This is a genomic window from Flavobacterium granuli (assembly GCF_900129705.1).
Lineage (GTDB): Bacteria > Bacteroidota > Bacteroidia > Flavobacteriales > Flavobacteriaceae > Flavobacterium > Flavobacterium granuli.
Genome location: NZ_FQWO01000010.1, coordinates 137,471 through 156,126, shown reverse-complemented (window position 1 = coordinate 156,126; position 18,656 = coordinate 137,471). Strand labels below are relative to the sequence as shown.

The window sequence follows — 18,656 nt, the reverse complement described above, 5'->3', positions numbered from 1 at the left end:
ATCCCATAAGTAGGTGTATCCTCCATTTCCGCCAAGCGGAGTAACAGTGGCTTCACCATCACTTAAACCATTAGAAGAAACAGCTTTGTCTTGTATAATTGAACATGTTAATACATCTTGGGGTTCTGTTATAGTAATTTGTTCAGTATCGCTACATCCTTTGGAATCCGTTACTGTTACAGTATAAGTACCTGCGGCCAATCCAGAGGCTACGGCTGTATTTTGCACAGGATTGGTATTCCAGCTATAGGTATAAGTTGCAGTTCCGCCAGTTGCCGAAGCATTTGCCGAGCCTGTCGCACCACCTTTACAGTTTACATTTGTCACAGAACCAATTGCTGCTACGAGTGCATCTTGCGGTTCTGTTATAGTAATTTGTTCAGTGTCGCTACATCCTTTGGAATCCGTTACCGTTACGGTATAGGTACCTGCAGCCAATCCAGAGGCTACGGCTGTATTTTGAACCGGATTGGTATTCCAGCTATAGGTATAAGCGGGAGTTCCGCCAGTAGCCGAAGCAGTTGCAGAGCCTGTTGCGCCACCTTTGCAATTTACATTCGCCACAGAACCAATTGTTGCTACGAGTGCATCTTGCGGTTCAGTTATAGTAATTTGTTCAGTGTCGCTACATCCTTTGGAATCTGTTACCGTTACAGTATAGGTACCTGCAGCCAATCCAGAGGCTACGGCTGTGTTTTGAATAGGATTGGTATTCCAGCTATAGGTATAAGTTGCAGTTCCTCCAGTTGCCGAAGCAGTTGCCGAGCCTGTCGCACCACCTTTACAGTTTACATTTGCCACAGAACCAATTGCTGCTACGAGTGCATCTTGCGGTTCAGTTATAGTAATTTGTTCAGTGTCGGTACAACCTTTGGAATCCGTTACTGTTACAGTATAGGTGCCTGCAGCTAATCCAGAAGCTAGGGCTGTATTTTGAACCGGATTGGTATTCCAGCTATAGGTATAAGCGGGAGTTCCGCCAGTTGCCGAAGCAGTTGCCGAGCCTGTCGCACCACCTTTACAGTTTACATGCTCCACAGAACCTATTGCAGCAACAAGCACATTCTCCGGTTCTGTTATAGTAATTTGTTCAGTGTCGGTACAACCTTTGGAATCCGTTACTGTTACAGTATAGGTGCCTGCAGCCAATCCAGAGGCTACGGCTGTATTTTGAACAGGATTGGTATTCCAGCTATAGGTATAAGCGGGAGTTCCACCAGTTGCCGAAGCAGTTGCAGAGCCTGTTGCACCACCTTTACAGTTTACATTCGTCACAGAACCAATTGCTGCTACTAGTGCATCTTGAGGTTCAGTTATGGTAATTTGTTCCGTGTCTGTACATCCTTTGGAATCCGTTATCGTTACGGTATAGGTACCTGCAGCCAATCCAGAGGCTACAGCTGTATTTTGAACTGGATTGGTATTCCAGCTATAGGTATAAGCGGGAGTTCCACCAGTTGCCGAAGCAGTTGCAGAGCCTGTTGCACCACCTTTACAGTTTACATTCGTCACAGAACCAATTGCTGCTACGAGTGCATCTTGAGGTTCAGTTATGGTAATTTGTTCCGTGTCTGTACATCCTTTGGAATCCGTTACTGTTACAGTATAGGTACCTGCAGCTAATCCAGAGGCTACAGCTGTATTTTGAACTGGATTGGTATTCCAGCTATAGGTATAAGCGGGAGTTCCACCAGTTGCCGAAGCAGTTGCCGAGCCTGTTGCACCATCTTTACAGTTTACATTCGTCACAGAACCAATTGCTGCTACGAGTGCATCTTGCGGTTCAGTTATAGTAATTTGTTCCGTGTCTGTACAACCTTTGGAATCCGTTACTGTTACAGTATAGGTACCTGCAGCCAATCCAGAGGCTACGGCTGTATTTTGAACAGGATTGGTATTCCAGCTATAGGTATAAGCGGGAGTTCCGCCAGTTGCCGAAGCAGTTGCAGAGCCTGTTGCACCACCTTTACAGTTTACATTAGTTGGGCTAATAGAAGCAGTTAAACGGCCAGTAATAAATCCTGTGCCATCTATGGTGTTTTGATTAAGTACTTGAACACATAATGAATTGATATAATTCATTTTGGTGTTACTTACCGTTTGATTTCCAGGATTTGTATTCGCAGGAGTAGGCTGTACTTGATATTTAAGAGTTATCGTTTCGGAAGATAGAATATCTTTATTAAAATAAATTTCTTGTAATGACTGAGTGGCTGTAGTTCCCGCTGAAGCTATGATAGAACCAGGAACTATTGTGAACCCACTTGTTACAGTTTCAGTGATAAGGTTTAGTCCTGTAATTTTTTTTGCTGCCCAAGATAATTGACTTAAAATTTGACTATAGATGCCACTTAAATTAGCGGCACTATTTGTATAAAATGCTCCACCAGTATTCTGTATAGCATCTAAGGCAAAATGAGCATCTGCTAAATTCGAAGCAGAAACCCCTCCCATTAAGCCAATGGAGAAAATTTGATTTTCGTACACTACAGAGCTAACTACAGTTGTTTTGGCTGCATTTGCCGCGGTGATAGCACTTTGAATGCACGTTCCCCCGGAACCACTGCTACAGTTATTTCCACCTGTACCCGTTCTGTTGGCTACACCATCTGTAAGCAGTATAATGCTTCGTGCTGTTTGACAATCAAAATTTCCATTTGGTGGTGATAAGGCTATATCAGCCTTCACAATACCATCTTGGATATTTGTTGCTCCACCATTTGCACTTAAATTACTGATGCTAGTAAGCAGACTAGTTTTACCGGAAGAACCCGTCAAAGGAGAAACAATAGTAGCGGTTGTGCCGTATTTAACGATAGCAACTCTATTTAATCCAGTTGGGTTATTCGCAAAAAGATTATTTATAAAATCTGTTGCGGCTGCCTTAGCATAATACATTGAGGTATTGGTATCACCCGGTATGTTGTCAGACATGCTACCTGATACATCAATAACTAATACAACATCTAGTGGCCTTACTGGGGCTACTCCTGTAATACTAAGGGTAACATCATAAGTATTACAAGATGAGGGAGTGGCTATTATTGTTTTTGTTGGAGTTATTTGTTGCTGACCAAAAAAAGACAATGAATAGAGTAAAAAAAGGAATAAAAAATAGATTTTCTGTAATTTTCTATTTAATTCAGTAGAATTAGGTAAAATTATTTCCATGATATTATTTTTAAATAAGATAATATTCTTTTAAAAGGGGATTTGGTTATTTAGTCCTCATTAGGATCAAGAACAAATGTTTGAACATCTGTTTGGGTCTTATAATTACTACAATTAGAGGATTGAGCCTCAATTCGCGTACAATTCCATCTTTTTACATTTGTACTAATTGGTTTGTCTACTTTAGCATAAAAAAGAATAGATTCATTTGCAGACAATGTTATAGGTGTATTTATTGGGGTTAAATTTTTGTCTAGAAAACTAAAAGATAAGTTTACGTTAAGTGATGAATCAGATTGATCATTATTATTACAAGAACCATTAATATTAATAGCTGAAACGGAAAAGGAGTCCGACTGATTGCCCGTATTGGTTAGTACTAAGGGATAGTAAATACTTCCTTTATTTATTGTACTTATATTGTTGTTTTTTTCAACAACTAGTGTTGCCTTACAACCATTTTGAGAAAAAATAGTAGTTGAAAACATAAGAAAGAAGAAGAAAATAGTAACATTTTTTTCAAAAAAGGTAGAGTTGTTTTTCATAATAATTTTGTATTACGGTGTTAATAGCTTGGTGAAATAAAAAATCAATTTTATAAAAGGTATTAATTAGAAAAACACCTCGTGTTAATCCTATTTTAATACGTATTTAAGTATAATTCAGGGGCGGGTATCTCTATAATCCAATAAGAAAGAACATATAGTTCATTAAAATTTGAAAACAGAATTTATATTTATACTTTGTTTGTTTCTGGACTTAAAAAGTAAGAAAATAAAAAAACAACAATTGTTAATTTGGTATTTGAATTGTTAAATTGTTAGATAAATTTATAAACAATAAATTGTATTAAGTGCTTTTTGTCTTTAAATAGCTTAAATAATCGTTTAAATGTATTTTTCTTATAAAAACAATGGATGAATAGTTAATAAAGAGTATATCTGTTTAATAACTAGTTAGTTATTTTTGTGTTTTCTTTTTTTTAGAAGAAAAGTCCTTTATTATAATGGCATGTAACATATGTTTTTTTTTTTTTGCATTTGAGGGTATAAAACAGAAAAAGAAGTACATCATCCATACCATTGGTTTGACATATCATGAGAGCTTAGGACTGTGGGAATACAACAGTTGATATTTTGATTTGAATAGATAAATTAGAGAGGAAAATACAATTTATTTGGAACACTAGATTTATCATTGATGAGTTATATTACATTATAGTTTGGTATAAAATGGAAATTTGCCTTAATACACACTATTTATTTTTAGATTCCCCATTTAACAGTAGAATTTGTTAAAAATTATTAACAATTGTTTTCTTATCGGATTTTTTTGACTTTTCTGTTGTTTAACGAGTGAGACTTACTTTTTAACGATTTTTTTGTTAAATACATGAATAACAATATATTATGTATTGTTATTTGGTCGTTGTTTTTATATCTTTGAGTATGAAATTTAGTTAAACAGTTTTTAATGTAAATACTAAACTTCATTAAAAAAGGATGACCCAATAACTTTTTTAAAACCTACATAATAAGTTGTATTAATAACCAATTAAATATATTTATTATGAGAAAAGTAGTTTTAAGCATCTCCGTGATGCTGCTGTCAATGGCTGGATTCGCACAGTTAAACAACAAAAGTACAATTTTACAATCTGGTTACGATAATGGTGTAACTGTTCTTCAGGATGGATTTAAAAATTTATCAGATGTAAAACAGGCTGGTCATGGAAATGACTCTGACGTAAATCAAGATGGTAGCTTTAATAAAGCGACTATAGTGCAGTACGGTAAAATGAATAATGCTACCATCAACCAAAATGGTAATGGTCAAATTGCAAGTATTAATCAAGAATGCGATAGTGATGATAATACTGTAGTGATTTCACAAACAGCAAGTGATGGTAATGACTGTCTAACATGCTATGTTCCTGATCCTTGTAAGACATGTGGCGATGATAATGAGCATGGAGACAAAAAGGATAAAGACAGAGACCGTCGAGATGATAAAAAAGGACATGGTGATAGCCATGGTAATAGTCATGGTTACGGCAGTGGACCTAATGTAGCTACAGTGGATCAGGGAGGAAAGCATAACGATGCTGAAATTGATCAAGATGGAAAAGGGAATGAAGCTAATATTGATCAGGAAGATACTCATAACTGGGCTAAAATTGTTCAATCTGGTAAAGATAACAAGGCCGATATTGATCAAGAGGGATCCTTCAATAAAGCTTTGATTGATCAAAGTGGAAAAGATAATACTGCTTTTATTGATCAGGATGGTTATTTTAACAATTCTATGATTACGCAAGGTGGCGAAGATAATTATGCAAGAACAAATCAATCCGGTTTAAATCAATGGAGTAAAATTACGCAATGCGGTAAAGACCTTACTGCTAGTGTAACGCAAAGAAATTAAAATTAGAATGTTAATTATAAGTGGATTTGAGTGTTAGGTCAGGTCCACTTATAATTTTTTAAATTTAATCATTACTACTTACTGGTTAAAAGTTTATTGAAGGATCGTTATTTACATTTTTTTTCAATATCGGTAAGTATTCGGTTTTTACATATATCCCTTAGTTAATATAATTAGCTTTTAGAAGAAATAATTATTAATCAACAAGTCATGGAGTCAATAAAAAACAACTATCTATTGGTAATAGGTTTACTCTGCTTTTCTTTCGGAAATGCACAGTCAACGGAATTCAATTCTGATCTAACTCCAATAAAGAAAGTGGATAAAGAGACGATTTATTTTCAAGATAGCGGATTAGGTAATGCTCAGTTGAATAATAAGTTTTTATTGAATCAGAATATAGTTCAAATTTCTCAAATGGGAAATTCTCAAAGCATAGATTTAAATATTGCCAGCTCTAACTCTAAAATAAGCATTGATCAAAATGGTTTTAATAATCATTTAGAAGTATATAAGAATGCAAAACAATTAAATCAAACTATTGTTCAGAACGGAAAAAATAATTTTATAAGCGATGTATCTTCATATTATGAAAAGGCAATTAATATGGACATAAATCAAGAAGGTAATAATCTAGTTCTGTTCAATAACGGTACAAATTCGATATCAAAAGATTTAAAAATATCACAGAAAGGAAATTCAGGTAGTGTATATATTTTTAATCATTAAGTTGTAAGTTAGTTACTTATGATAAGTTTATTTGTTGGAAAAATAGATAAACAAGAAGAAAGTAAAAATACATATCCTCTAACAATTTAATCTTACAAATATGAAATACTTAACATCATATTGTGTCTGTATCATTTTCATTTTTAATATTCAAGTGGCGTTTTCTCAAACAGAATTTAAAGAGGTCAAGGCTAAAATAGAAATAGAACAAGTTGAAGATGTTTTGTCTATTGTGGCCATGGTAGAAAATTTGAAATCAGAATATAAAAACATCTCATTTATTCTCTATGTTTCTAAAACAAATAAAACCAACACCAATAAAGCTAATAATTCCCAAGATGGTCGTGCTACATTAGAACCCTTACAAAAAACTTCTTTGTCGAGCACGCGAATTAATATTGACAAAACAGATCAGATTATGATAGCATTATTTATTTACGATGAAAATAATGTCGTCATAGGAAAAGATAAAATAATGATTGGAGGGGAACAAAAAGAAAACTTAAAGGTAGCAATTGCAAAACCGGTTGATGGGATTGTAATGAAGGGTATTGTTTCTAACGATACAAAAACTAAGCTAGGGAATGATTTTTATGATTTATTTTTTAAAGAATTGGCTAAATTAAATGCCAATTCTTCGAAAACTGTTACTATTCAAGAGGAATTAACTTATGGTAGAACTACAAAAATAATTGTTGATGTGGAGGGAGAAATAGTAGATGAATTTATAGCTAAACCAGATGAAGAATTTTTAGAATATATGGCTGTTTCATCTTCTTCGAAAGTGTATAAATACTTTGCAATGAAAGAGAAACAAGACAAAAGTATATTTCAATATTAACGTTATTAGCTTTTTACGGGAAAAATAAGAGCTATAATTTTTGTCATTATTTAAATAACTATATTATGAAAATATTTACTATATTTATACTAGTGTTTGGGTTTAATACTATTTCTATTGCCCAAGATTTGGTTTATAAACCAATAAATCCAGCTTTTGGAGGGGATACCTTTAACTACAGTTGGTTATTAAATTCAGCTGAGTCGCAAAATAAGTATAGAGAGCCGGATAATAATTCAAGTAATTTGACAGCTCTGCAATTATTCAAAAATAATCTTAATAATCAATTGCTAAGCCAAGTATCAAATTCTTTATTTCAAAAACAATTTGGTGACAAGGGAGTAGTACCTGGATCTTATACTTTTGGAAGTTTGGCAGTAAATATCTATCCCTCTAATTTGGGATTGGTAGTTGATATTTTAGATACAGATACTGGTGAAAAAACACAAGTTTTTATTCCAGGCGGATGATAATAATCTAGTTTACTGCTAATATTTTTTTTAAAATTCATTTTAAGTTTTTGTTTTGACAAAAATCGCATCTGCATCTATTACTGTCCTCAAATCTTAAAAAAGTTAGTTATGAATAAAAATGCGACTATTACTCTTTTATTTGTATTTATAATCTCCGGTTGTTCAGCCTATTTTAATCAGCCTGTTGGTGTTCAAAAAGCAGTTTACGGAGAGAATACACCTGCAACATCGTCCTTAGCTAAATTGCCAAAACCTAAAGAACAAATTGTTGTTGGGGTTTATAAGTTTAAAGATCAAACTGGACAATACAAATCCACAGAACTAGGAAGTACTTTTAGTACCGCTGTAACGCAAGGAGCAACTTCGATTTTAATTAAGGCTTTAGGAGACTCAAAATGGTTTGTACCTATTGAAAGGGAAAACTTAGGAAATCTTCTCAATGAGAGAAATATTATTAGATCTACAAGACAGGAATATTCAGGAGGTACACCAGACCCGAAGGACAATCAATTAACTCCCTTACTATTTGCAGGTGTTTTATTAGAAGGAGGAATTATTTCATATGATTCCAATATCATAACTGGTGGATTTGGGGCTCGATATTTTGGTACAGGAGCTTCCACAAGATACAGGCAAGATAGAATTTCAATATACCTTAGACTAGTATCAACTTCTAATGGTAAAATTTTAAATACGGTTTATGTGTCTAAAACAATCTTATCCCAAAGTGTAGATGCCAATTTGTTTAAATATGTAAATCTTAAAAAATTACTTGAAGTTGAAACAGGTTTTACCAGAAATGAACCCATTCAATTAGCTGTTACCGAAGCAATAGAAAAAGCTGTTGAAGGATTAATTGTTGACGGAATTAAAAGTAATTTATGGCAGGTAGATGCTACAAATCCAGAGGTAGTAGATTTTTTGGAATCCTATACTAGAGAAAGAGATGAAGCTGATTTGGGAATGCTTTATGGAAGAAATCAAACGGAAAAAAGAGGTAAGATAGGCCTAGAAGGAACTGGAGGTGTCACTTTGATGCAAGGAGATTATCCTAACCCAGTTGCTAAACCCATGATTCGTGGAGCAATTAAGTATTTTTTTGCTCCAAATTTTAATCTTAGTGCATCAACAAATGCTTTTTGGTTAGGAAATAAAAATGTGTTGGATGTGGGATATGCTTCGTTCGATTTGAATGCCGAGTTATTGGTTCTACCCTATGACATTTTTACCCCATATATTTTTGCAGGTGCCGGTACAAGTTTCAACAAAAAATTTGAAAATAATTATTCAAAAGTTCAATATGGAGCTGGTTTGGAGTATCTAGTTAGTAATAATTTTGGTTTTAAGATATATGGGGAACACAATTTGACTTTTTCAGATAATGTTGACTATGCTGTTCACGGCAAAAGAGACGATTTTTATTGGCGTTTTGGAATCGGTTTAACTTATTATTTCCCTCATAAATTAAAAATTAAAAAATAGTTTATATTTTTTGATGTATCAGAATTAGAATTGAAAAAGCATTCATGTATGTAATTATGATTTGGGTAGTTGTCTAATATAATAATACAATCTCAAGATGAAAAAAATAGTATTAAGCGTATTAATGTGTTTTATTCTTTTGGTTTCTTGTAGCGAGGATCCTATAGTTGATGGAGGTTATGGAACAGTAAAAGGAAGGGTAGTCAAAGCAGGTACTTTTGAACCTGTGGAGAATGCGCGAATTTCGACAAGTCCTTCAACAAGTACTTTCTTCACAGACAAGGATGGTTATTTTGTTTTTGATAAAATTTTGGTGGGAAAATATTCTTTTCAGGCTCAAAAAGAAGGCTACACGGCAAAGTTTGAGCCCGCAGTTGTTACTGTAAATAATGAAATACAAATTGTGTTTGAGTTAGAAATTGCGACTGCTAACAATAAGCCACCAGGAATTCCAGTACTTACAGCACCACTTGATAATGCAAAAAATCAGGGATTAACATTAAACTTAACATGGACAGCGACAGATGCAGAAACCGATCCGTTGACATATACTGTGATGGTAAGAAATGGAACTACTGATGTAATAACGACATATAGTGATATTAAAACAACAAATTTGTCAATATCGGGGTTGAGTTATAGTACTAAATATTATTGGCAGGTAGCATCATCAGATGCTATAAATAAACCATCAAATAGTATTACAAGTTCTTTCACCACCTTAGCTTTTCCAAATCCAAGATTTTTATATGTTAAGAAAGTTAATTTTAATAATGTCATTTATACTGCCGATGAGTTAGGAAATGAACTACAACTTTCTTCCGCAGAAGTGAATAGTTATCGTCCTCGAAAAAATTTACAAACCAATAAGATTGCTTATATTAGTTCCGATGGATCTCAAAATCAAATTTATACTATGGATCCCGATGGGTCTAATGTTTTTAAGGTGACTAATACCGTTCCTATTTCTGGATTTAACATGGAACATGTAAATTATTGTTGGAGTACAAACGGTAGCCAACTGATTTATCCTAGTTTTGATAAACTATATCGTATAAATTCTAACGGTAGTGGATTGGTTCAGTTATATCAAACTCCAAATGGCAAGTTTATTTCAGAATGTGATTGGAGCCAAGATGGAAGTCAGATTGTACTTAAAGTAAATGATGTTTCAGGTTATAATGTAGAAGTTTATGTTATTAATACTTCTGGCACCGTATTGTATGAAGTTCTTTCTGGATTGAATGGCGCTGTTAGCGGATTAGATATTTCTGTCGATAATCAAAAAATAGTATATACTAGGGATGTTTCGGGTTTTCAGAATGCTAATTATAGAAGACTTGATTCTAGGATCTTTATATATAACCGATCTTCCAATACCTCAATAGAATTAGACAATCAAAAACAAAATGGTTTTAATGATCTAGATGTAAAATTTTCCCCGAATGAAGCGGAGGTTATCTTTACGAATACGTCGAATGATGGATTATCTATTAAGAATATTCAAAAAGCTAGCGTTACAAATTCAACAGCACGAACTACATTGTTTGCTGGGGGGTCAATGCCAGAATGGAAATAAGATTTTAAAGTTATATAATCAGGAGAATGAAGAGGAATGGCAGGGATTAGAGCCATTTCTTTTCATTTGTTATAACCTATAAAATAGAGATGTAACTGAGCTATAAAATCTTGAATAAAAAAATTAAATGTTCTTTTTAACTGATGAAGCTGTCCTAAAATCAGTATTTTTGGCTCTGAGATAATCGACCTAAAAATGTACGATGCCAATTCGAAATTGGGGAATTGTTTTTAAATTAATTTACCTTTATATTTGAAAAAAGGCTCAGATTATAAAAATCGAGCCTTAACTTTTCAACTTACACACTTTTTGGGATAGTCTCCCGAAGAGGCAGAATGAGTAGGTAGGTTCTTTCGAATCACTTCCTAACCACCAAATAGGCCAGCCCTGGATCATTCAGCAACCGTTCTATTTCAGAATGTACTATTTCCTGAACATCTTGTTTGATCTGTAAATAGTTTCTTTGTACGATAGAGGAATCTAACTTGCGAATAACTGCTATATCGGTATAATTATCCTGTTCTTTTTTTAAGGCTTCATGGTCATTGATAATTTGACAATGAAACGTCTTCAATTCAATTTTACAATCAGGATCATCGGCAACCATACCAACAAACTCACCTGAACTTAAGGAGGATATCTTAGAAGGAGGGACGGCTGATTCTAATTGTTTGGAACGGCTGATCGAGCTATCTGCACTATTAGTAGACAGACTCTCTCTATCCTGCATAATTTTCCCAAATCGTTCTGAAAGTTGCTTGGCCGTGTCTCCAGTTACTTGACCGCTGACAATGTTTCCGGTGATGTTCATAATCACATCTGCCTGTTCACGACCATAATCTTTACGAAGCTGACTGAAATCTTGTATGCCTAAACAAGTGGCTACTTTATTGCTTCGGGCAGTGGCAATAAGACTGTCCATATTATTGAGATAGATAGTCGGAAATTCATCGAATATAAGACTGCTTTTTAGTTTGCCTTTTTGATTAACGAGTTTTACCAAGCGGGAGACGTACAAAGATAAGACAGCTCCATAAATTTGTATCTTTTGAGGGTTATTTCCCATGCAGATAATCTTTGGTTCAGCTGGATTATTGATGTCTAATGTAAAGTCATTTCCAGATAATACATAATACAATTGGGGCGAGGAGAGTCTGGCCATGGCAATCTTAGCCGAAGCGATTTGTCCTTCTAATTGTTCCATTACATCATTGAGATAAGCATTTACAAAAGGATTAATAAGTACCTCAATTTCTTTTTCTGTACGCAATAATGTAAATAGGCTATCATAGTCGAGTTGCATGAGTTCAATAACGTGAGGAAGGGTACAGAATTGGCCTTCCTTGTACTTCCTTAAATACCAAATTATAGCGGTCAGAAAATTGATAGGTGACTCCACAAAAAAGTCTCCCTGTCTTTTAATCCATTCTTTGTTGAGCCCCAATAAAATGGTCCGGGCTGATTCTGCTGCATCTGTGATGTCTGTCATCGCAGATGGCTCCAGTGGATTGCATCGATGTGTGCGGCTCAAATCATCAAAATTAATTATATAAAACTTCGGAGGGATTGGATAGAGGTGCTGGTATTTCAGCCAGCTGTTATAAGTAATTTTAGAAAGGTCATCAAATTTAAAATCATAGACGAACATAGTAAAACCTTTACGGATATGTTGAGTAATGACGTGACGAATGACAAAATAGGATTTACCGGATCCTGGTGTACCCAAAACCATCAAAGCGCGAAAGGGATTAATGATGTTGATCCAACTGTTTCTAACTTTATCTTTCAAATGATAACGGGCTGGAAGATTGATGGAATATTCATTTTCAAGCAATCGTTCTTCCTGAGGAAAAGTTTCATTTTCTTTATTGAAAATATCTTTATTGCTCAGACTGTTTTTTATTATTCTGGAAAGTAATGTACCCCCGGAGAGGACTAATAAATATCCTATACAGGTATTAATGATATAGACAATCGCCACTTCAGTACTATCTATTTTTATGAACAACGATAGATAGCTTAGAAAGTAGATTAATATCCCCGTAATGATATAGGCTAAGGCTGTTTTATGATTCAATTTCTCCTCTTTGCGTCCTTTCGCTCCAAGTAGGGAAATCAGCAAGAATCCCAAGGTGAAAAGTTTGGATTTATGAAAATTACTAAACAATCCGGTGCGGTATATATTGCCTAAAATGGTATCGCTGAATTCACTAACATAACCCCATTCTTTGAAAGTGATATAGCAGTAATAATAAAAATGGATCAATAAAATTACGATACTGATGAGTCGGGTCATATCCAGTATTTTTCGTAATGCCTGTTCGTTTTCTCCGGTTTGCATAGCCATAATGCTGTCTTTTATTGGTTATCAGATTGTCCTTTTCGTTTCTTTTTTTTCTTCTTGGCTTTCAATTCATTCGGCAGGTAGGCTGAATCTTGTTCCGACTGCATAAATGTGTTTACTAATTTGCCAATCTCAATAGCGGGTTTAGCAGCTGAATTCTTTAGTGAATCAGTAAAGCTTGATGCAAGGAAAACTTCTTTGGAATTTTTTTGTGTTGTGGCTCCTTGTGGTTTTTCATTTTTAAAAACGCTTGCTTTTTGCAGTGCCATTTTATTTAAACCGCAGCGTTCCTGAATGGCCTTTGCACTGTATAGTTTTCCTAAAGCACTTCCATTAAATACACATTGCGTTTGATGATCTACATACGTAATACCATATATTAAACCCTCTCCGTTTTGTCGAAAGACCATATTGATTCCAGAAAGTGCCACAGTTTTTTTAAGTTCCTGAATCGACATTCTTTTCTTGTCCAGTAATGTCATATCAATTGTGTTTTTTATTCTGGACTTATAAGGTGTGCGTGCTTTTTCATTTTCAATAAATCGCTCTTCTAAAAATTTCAATGTTGGATGGCTATAAAAATCACTAGCTTTGATTGGAACTCCAACAGCTTTGCCTTTTTCATCTAGTATCCGATACAGCAATCCTCTGTTTTGAAAAATCCTTGAATTTTCGCTTCCTCTGTCTGCTGTAACATTATACTGTTGAAGCACTGCATTTAATTCTGGCAGGCTGGCATATTTGTAATTTTGAAGTACTTTGTCAAGAACATTGGTTATCGCGCGTTTTGATTCACTTCGTCCATATTCTACTTTACTGGCGTCAACTGGTTTTACAATCAATTCTTTTTCTCGTTTATGCTTCTCTGCCCTAATTAATCCATAAGCTGTTTCGATTTCTTTTCGAGCTTTTTCGGATTGGTTTCGACCAATATTCTGCATATCAATCCGGCTGCCATCAGCTCTGACTTTTAAAGAAATAATATGGATATGCGGATGTCCAGCATCATGATGTTGATAAACCAGATAGGGCTGTTCTTTAAAACCAATCTTTCCCATATAAGTATCAGCTATTTCCATCAGTTTCTCTTTTAAAATTTCTGTTTCCCTCACGTCAAAATTGAGCGAGATATGCACACTATTGCGTTTTACATTTTCATTTAAATTAGCCTGTTTCAACAAGCGGTTTAGTTTCATGGTAAACCCCATTTTTTCGATATCGACAGGGTAATTGCCAGCCCCAATGCATTCCGCTACTCCCTGCTGCACTTTGTTTTCATTGTAGTTTAAAATCCGATGGATGGAATGCCCCGTTTTAATTATTGCAACCATGATTCTGCCATTTTTTGAATCTGTTTTTTTATTTCATCCACCTTATTAAAAAGTGTTTTTTTCTCCAGTTCATAGCTGATGAGCCAGTGCTTAAAATCGGAAATCTGTTGAAGGGTATGCAGTTTTTTTACAGACTGATTAAAGTTGTTCCCGATGGCATTAAGTTCCCCTCTCAGGCGTATCATTTCTGCCATAAAATCGTCTAAGGATTTATTTCGATAGGTCCTAACGATAGGTTTCTGTAAAAGGTTTTTTCTGGCGTAATCGCTTAGTTTTCGACAAGTTGATTTGCTGAATTCCTTTTCTATTTTTTGATGCTCTTCAGGTGTCAAACGAAGATGAAGCCACTTCGTTCTGTTGTTGTTTCTCTCTTTCATTAGTTCTCCTTTTACTCATTACTTCAAATTGCCTTTTATCGGTATTTATGAATTCGCTATGCTTCATTTCATATTTACAAACTCTTTTGTCCTTTCAGTTTCACTGCCCACGAGTCCCGAGTGAATGGGCAGCAAGATATCGGTTGTGATACAACCGGACATCTTGCCGATTGCAGGAACGTGGCAATCTTTTAGCCATTTTTAATGTTTTGCAGCAGCTTCAACTGTTCAGAAGTAAAAAAAACATTGGAATTACTTTTAGCCTTGGAACAAAGAATGACCATTATAATTTTCTTCCCAAATGCCTTTTTGCCGACTTTCCGCAGTTCATACTCCAATCATTTAAATCCTTATAATGTTCATAGAGTTTACTTTCATCAGTGTATTTAGTACTCAGAGAAAGTGCACGGCTGGTATAATTTTGCCCCGTTTCATCCCGATCTAGAAAAAGCCGAATGGATTGATGGTTTTCCATAAAAGGACGTGCTCTTTCGAAAAAAGAAACAGAATTTAAAACAACAAAATCCTGACTATTTTCAGGAAGGTTTTTGGTTGTGGCTTTAAAAGATAGAAAGTCTATAAAACCTTCAAATACAACCACCTCATTACTGCAATTGTCAAAGGAGGTTATGCCCTTAGGGGAACTGCTTGTTTTGAAGTAAGGATTTCTAATTTCGAAACCTCCAAGATCATTTTTAAATCCAATACCATAGTAGGTATTTTTATTTAACGCATATCTAATTTCAACACAAAATTGCTGGGCTATTTTGATTGGAATTCGTCTCTGTTCGAGGTAGCGCAAAAGGGATGGAGAAGCTAGTGGCTCCTCTTTCAAAATTTGGATCTTATACGTCCTTTTTGGATCTTCATTTGCATGTTGGGTTATTGGTTTTTGAAGAGAAAAAGTATGACTTAAATTTTGCAGCAGTTCACTAATGGAACAGTTGTAATAGAGTAGCCCAAAAGCGATTAAGTTTCCGCCCTTTCCTATCCCGTGATCGTACCAGCAGTTTAGCTTTTGATTGACTTTGAAAGAAGGTGTTTTCTCCACTCTTAAAGGAGAGAGAAACCAGAAATCCGATCCCTTAATTTTTGAGGGTTTAAAACCTAAAACAGCTAAATAATTAATTAGATCCAGTGTTTTAGCTTGTGCAATGGTCATGTTGTGGTTGCTGAAATTCATAAAAGTCATTTTATCAGGTTCATAATTCAGGTTTACATTACTAAATTATAGAAGCTAAAGAGACTGTCCAATCCTCTACATATTTTGATTGGGAAGAATTCAGATAGGCTGTCTATTTTTGTATGGAGAAAGAGTACTAACTTAAATGATTTGAATTATGATTACAACAAATGATGTAGCAAGAGTGTACGATACTATTTTGAGTACACCAGGAATGAATGAGTTGGTGAAGATTGATTTAAAAATCTCCCGAAAAAACGTATTGTTATTAAATCAGGTAATCAGGCGCGGCTTATCTTCAAAAGAAGAAAAGGAGGAGCTTCATTTTTTAGGGAGCATGTCTGAGGAAAACCTTCAAGACTTGAAAGCCTTGGCAGGGGATTGTCTGTTAAAAGCAGGGCTAGTAGAATTGAATGAAAAACTGGGGACATTAACTAGAGAAGGAAAGTAATTTGGTTTAATCGGCTGCCTGTGAGGAGTATATTTCACTTCCTCTATAATTTTTTTTAAAATTCAACTGAGAACGCCATTTTGATAAAACAAAATGGCGTTTTTTATTAAAAAGCAGATTTTTCAAAACTTTTGGCTGGATTTTGAAATACAGTTATTGGTTTAATAACAATAATTTTGTGATGCTGTTCAGTTTATAAGTTGTTAGTCATTAGTTTGTTGTGGATGAAATGCAACTAAAAATTGATTTTATAAAGATTTATCTGGAAAAAGAGTTGAATGTATCTAATGATAAAAGTCAGTATGCTGGCATAGGGCTTCATCTCAGAAGGATTGCTTTAGCAGCAATTATAATAGCGTTTATTGTTTGATACTAAAATTGCGGATGACATGAAAGTAAAAACAAATATTAAGGGAATAATTATCGAAGCTATTTGTTTGCTGTACATTCTATTGTTTGTATATGCTGCAGTTAGTAAGCTGTTTGATTTTGAGAACTTTCAGGTTCAACTAGGACAGTCGCCCTTGTTGAGCGCTTTTGCTGGTTGGGTCTCCTGGGGAGTACCTATTGTAGAGCTTTTGATTTCAGTACTGCTTATTTTTTCAAGATTCCGTTTACTAGGCTTGTATGCCGCTTTTGCGATAATGACAATGTTTACCACCTATATAGTTATTATTTTAAATTTTAGCTCTTTTGTTCCTTGCTCTTGTGGCGGAGTTCTTGAAAAGTTAGGTTGGACAGAACATTTGATTTTTAATATAATTTTTATTGCTTTAGCCTTTATAGCTATTCTACTGTTTATCACCCAAAAAACAGATACGAATGCAAGAAAACGCCAGCATCTGTTTACTAGAATACCAGTTGTATTTGTAAGTAGTATAATTGTTATGATTGCACTTTTTCTATGCTCGGAAGATATTATTCATCATCGTAATAATTTTATCAGGAGGTTTCCGAAGCATCCCACAATATTTAAATACAGTAAAGAGCTTCCTTATGATTCTTACTATCTTGCGGGATATGATCAAGGGCATATCTATCTGGGAAATCGGACAGCGCCACTAGTGGTTACAGTAATAGATACCGCCTTGCAATCAAGCCGACAATTCAGGATTGATCTTCCTAAAAACAATTTTCCTTTTAGTTCACCAAGGTTAAAAGTTGTATCTCCAAATTTCTATTTTATAGATGGGACGGTGCCCTGTGTTTATAGTGGCAGCATTTCTAATTGGAAAGCAAAACTGAGACTTTATAAGAATGCTTATTTTTCCGTTTTTGAACCAATCTCTTCCGATAAGGCAGCTATAAGGACAATTGGAAGTAAAAGCAAAGAGCGAGTGATTGGAATAATCGATTTAGCCAATCAGCATACATTAAATCTAAATCATCATCTCCTAGAGAAACAAATAGATGGTGTTTTTGATACGGATGGAATGCTACTGTACAACAAACAGTTGGACACCCTATTGTACACTTACTATTATCGCAATAGTTATTTGAAGATAGATCCCTCGCTAAAGAGACGTAATGTGGGACACACCATTGACACGATTACAAAAGCTCAATTAAAAATTGCGAAAATTAAATCTAAAGGGATTAGTACTCTAGCCAGTCCACCTTTGCTTGTCAACAAGAATACCGCTACCTATGGGAACTATCTATTTGTCGATGCGGGATTAATGGGGCAATATGAACCGGAAGAACTCTGGCAAAAGGCCTCGATTATAGATGTGTATGAGTGGACCAAAAACCGATATGCTTTCAGTTTCTATATCTATAAAAGAGATGGTCAAAAAATGAGGGAATTTATGGTGAACAATATGCTATTAATAGCACTTTATGGAAAGTATTTGACCGTTGAAAAACTAAATACTGTCGATTACAAACCTTGGGAAAAGGAGCAGAACAATCTTAAATAATAATATACAGCGCTGTATCAGGGGAAGATCGAAAACCTGTAAAAGAGTAGATCATTAACTATTAAATTTTATATTATGAAAACGAGAATTTTAAAACCCGTACTTTCTTTTTCGGCAGTGGCTTTCGCTGTGTTAGCAGCCTTCGCTTTCAGTACTGCGCCCCAGAAAACATCTCTTGTAGATGTAACTGGTTTAGATCCAAACAATGATTGCGAACCTACATCTACCCAATGTACGACTATAAGCGGCACGCCAGTCTGTACCAATGGAATTAATGGGCCGCAATTGTTTGACATGAATTTGAGTCAAACGGATTGTAACGTTGAATTATATAGAAAGTAAGCTCAACAAC

The 18,656-nt window shown here is 34.8% G+C and carries 15 protein-coding genes; 9 read left to right on the top strand and 6 right to left on the bottom strand.

The features are described from left to right. Nucleotides 1-3,171 (bottom strand): vWA domain-containing protein (locus tag BUB25_RS13005; RefSeq protein WP_139256915.1); only part of this gene is annotated, 3,171 nt, incomplete at its 3' end. 50 nt (nucleotides 3,172-3,221) lie between these two features. Next, entirely contained in the window at nucleotides 3,222-3,716 is a 495-nt protein-coding gene (locus tag BUB25_RS13000) for a hypothetical protein (RefSeq protein WP_072945054.1), read from the bottom strand. Between the two features lie 1,024 nt (nucleotides 3,717-4,740). Between BUB25_RS13000 and BUB25_RS12995 the strand changes: the two genes are divergently transcribed. The 6 genes from BUB25_RS12995 to BUB25_RS12970 all read left to right on the top strand — a co-directional run bounded on the left by BUB25_RS12995 (nucleotide 4,741) and on the right by BUB25_RS12970 (nucleotide 10,699). Beyond that, nucleotides 4,741-5,595, top strand: coding sequence for a hypothetical protein (locus BUB25_RS12995; protein WP_084089596.1), 855 nt, complete (start codon nucleotides 4,741-4,743; stop codon nucleotides 5,593-5,595). A 210-nt stretch (nucleotides 5,596-5,805) separates the two neighbouring features. Further along, nucleotides 5,806-6,324: a hypothetical protein gene (locus BUB25_RS12990; protein WP_072945050.1), complete on the top strand. Its 519-nt coding sequence runs from the start codon at nucleotides 5,806-5,808 to the stop codon at nucleotides 6,322-6,324. Between the two features lie 100 nt (nucleotides 6,325-6,424). Further along, nucleotides 6,425-7,165 (top strand): CsgE family curli-type amyloid fiber assembly protein, encoded by a 741-nt coding sequence (locus tag BUB25_RS16355; RefSeq protein ID WP_084089594.1) that lies wholly within the window; start codon nucleotides 6,425-6,427, stop codon nucleotides 7,163-7,165. Nucleotides 7,166-7,230: 65 nt separating this feature from the next. Then, the gene (locus tag BUB25_RS12980; RefSeq protein ID WP_072945048.1) at nucleotides 7,231-7,635 is read left to right on the top strand and encodes a curli production assembly/transport component CsgF; all 405 of its coding nucleotides are present in this window, start codon (nucleotides 7,231-7,233) and stop codon (nucleotides 7,633-7,635) included. A 111-nt stretch (nucleotides 7,636-7,746) separates the two neighbouring features. Further along, complete coding sequence (locus BUB25_RS12975; RefSeq protein WP_072945046.1) at nucleotides 7,747-9,120, top strand: CsgG/HfaB family protein; 1,374 nt, start codon at nucleotides 7,747-7,749, stop codon at nucleotides 9,118-9,120. A gap of 97 nt (nucleotides 9,121-9,217) precedes the next feature. Continuing rightward, nucleotides 9,218-10,699 (top strand): carboxypeptidase regulatory-like domain-containing protein, encoded by a 1,482-nt coding sequence (locus BUB25_RS12970; protein ID WP_072945044.1) that lies wholly within the window; start codon nucleotides 9,218-9,220, stop codon nucleotides 10,697-10,699. A 358-nt stretch (nucleotides 10,700-11,057) separates the two neighbouring features. Here BUB25_RS12970 and mobC read toward each other — a convergent pair whose 3' ends face one another. The 4 genes from mobC to BUB25_RS12950 all read right to left on the bottom strand — a co-directional run bounded on the left by mobC (nucleotide 11,058) and on the right by BUB25_RS12950 (nucleotide 15,934). Continuing rightward, on the bottom strand, nucleotides 11,058-13,040 hold the full coding sequence (mobC, locus tag BUB25_RS12965; RefSeq protein WP_072945069.1) for a conjugal transfer protein MobC: 1,983 nt from the start codon (nucleotides 13,038-13,040) through the stop codon (nucleotides 11,058-11,060). A gap of 17 nt (nucleotides 13,041-13,057) precedes the next feature. Further along, nucleotides 13,058-14,374 (bottom strand): relaxase/mobilization nuclease domain-containing protein, encoded by a 1,317-nt coding sequence (locus BUB25_RS12960; protein ID WP_072945042.1) that lies wholly within the window; start codon nucleotides 14,372-14,374, stop codon nucleotides 13,058-13,060. After that, on the bottom strand, nucleotides 14,362-14,751 hold the full coding sequence (locus BUB25_RS12955) for a plasmid mobilization protein (RefSeq protein ID WP_072945040.1): 390 nt from the start codon (nucleotides 14,749-14,751) through the stop codon (nucleotides 14,362-14,364). The genes BUB25_RS12960 and BUB25_RS12955 overlap by 13 nt, the downstream gene beginning before the upstream one ends. A 283-nt stretch (nucleotides 14,752-15,034) precedes the next feature. Then, nucleotides 15,035-15,934, bottom strand: coding sequence for a toprim domain-containing protein (locus BUB25_RS12950; RefSeq protein ID WP_072945067.1), 900 nt, complete (start codon nucleotides 15,932-15,934; stop codon nucleotides 15,035-15,037). Nucleotides 15,935-16,091: 157 nt separating this feature from the next. Here BUB25_RS12950 and BUB25_RS12945 point away from each other — a divergent pair, with 157 nt between their 5' ends. The 3 genes from BUB25_RS12945 (at nucleotide 16,092) to BUB25_RS16475 (ending at nucleotide 18,646) form a co-directional block, all read left to right on the top strand. Next, entirely contained in the window at nucleotides 16,092-16,385 is a 294-nt protein-coding gene (locus BUB25_RS12945) for a hypothetical protein (protein ID WP_072945038.1), read from the top strand. Nucleotides 16,386-16,774: 389 nt separating this feature from the next. Continuing rightward, nucleotides 16,775-18,304: a DoxX family protein gene (locus BUB25_RS12940; protein WP_072945064.1), complete on the top strand. Its 1,530-nt coding sequence runs from the start codon at nucleotides 16,775-16,777 to the stop codon at nucleotides 18,302-18,304. 75 nt (nucleotides 18,305-18,379) lie between these two features. Further along, on the top strand, nucleotides 18,380-18,646 hold the full coding sequence (locus tag BUB25_RS16475; protein ID WP_139256914.1) for a DUF6520 family protein: 267 nt from the start codon (nucleotides 18,380-18,382) through the stop codon (nucleotides 18,644-18,646). Nucleotides 18,647-18,656: the final 10 nt, after the last annotated feature.

What these genes read in the sequence shown, in the direction of transcription:
- BUB25_RS13000 (WP_072945054.1), bottom strand. Translation starts at nt 3,716, where the DNA reads ATGAAAAACAACTCTACCTTTTTTGAAAAAAATGTTACTATTTTCTTC.
- BUB25_RS12995 (WP_084089596.1), top strand. Translation starts at nt 4,741, where the DNA reads ATGAGAAAAGTAGTTTTAAGCATCTCCGTGATGCTGCTGTCAATGGCT.
- BUB25_RS12990 (WP_072945050.1), top strand. Translation starts at nt 5,806, where the DNA reads ATGGAGTCAATAAAAAACAACTATCTATTGGTAATAGGTTTACTCTGC.
- BUB25_RS16355 (WP_084089594.1), top strand. Translation starts at nt 6,425, where the DNA reads ATGAAATACTTAACATCATATTGTGTCTGTATCATTTTCATTTTTAAT.
- BUB25_RS12980 (WP_072945048.1), top strand. Translation starts at nt 7,231, where the DNA reads ATGAAAATATTTACTATATTTATACTAGTGTTTGGGTTTAATACTATT.
- BUB25_RS12975 (WP_072945046.1), top strand. Translation starts at nt 7,747, where the DNA reads ATGAATAAAAATGCGACTATTACTCTTTTATTTGTATTTATAATCTCC.
- BUB25_RS12970 (WP_072945044.1), top strand. Translation starts at nt 9,218, where the DNA reads ATGAAAAAAATAGTATTAAGCGTATTAATGTGTTTTATTCTTTTGGTT.
- mobC (WP_072945069.1), bottom strand. Translation starts at nt 13,040, where the DNA reads ATGCAAACCGGAGAAAACGAACAGGCATTACGAAAAATACTGGATATG.
- BUB25_RS12960 (WP_072945042.1), bottom strand. Translation starts at nt 14,374, where the DNA reads ATGGTTGCAATAATTAAAACGGGGCATTCCATCCATCGGATTTTAAAC.
- BUB25_RS12955 (WP_072945040.1), bottom strand. Translation starts at nt 14,751, where the DNA reads ATGAAAGAGAGAAACAACAACAGAACGAAGTGGCTTCATCTTCGTTTG.
- BUB25_RS12950 (WP_072945067.1), bottom strand. Translation starts at nt 15,934, where the DNA reads ATGAATTTCAGCAACCACAACATGACCATTGCACAAGCTAAAACACTG.
- BUB25_RS12945 (WP_072945038.1), top strand. Translation starts at nt 16,092, where the DNA reads ATGATTACAACAAATGATGTAGCAAGAGTGTACGATACTATTTTGAGT.
- BUB25_RS12940 (WP_072945064.1), top strand. Translation starts at nt 16,775, where the DNA reads ATGAAAGTAAAAACAAATATTAAGGGAATAATTATCGAAGCTATTTGT.
- BUB25_RS16475 (WP_139256914.1), top strand. Translation starts at nt 18,380, where the DNA reads ATGAAAACGAGAATTTTAAAACCCGTACTTTCTTTTTCGGCAGTGGCT.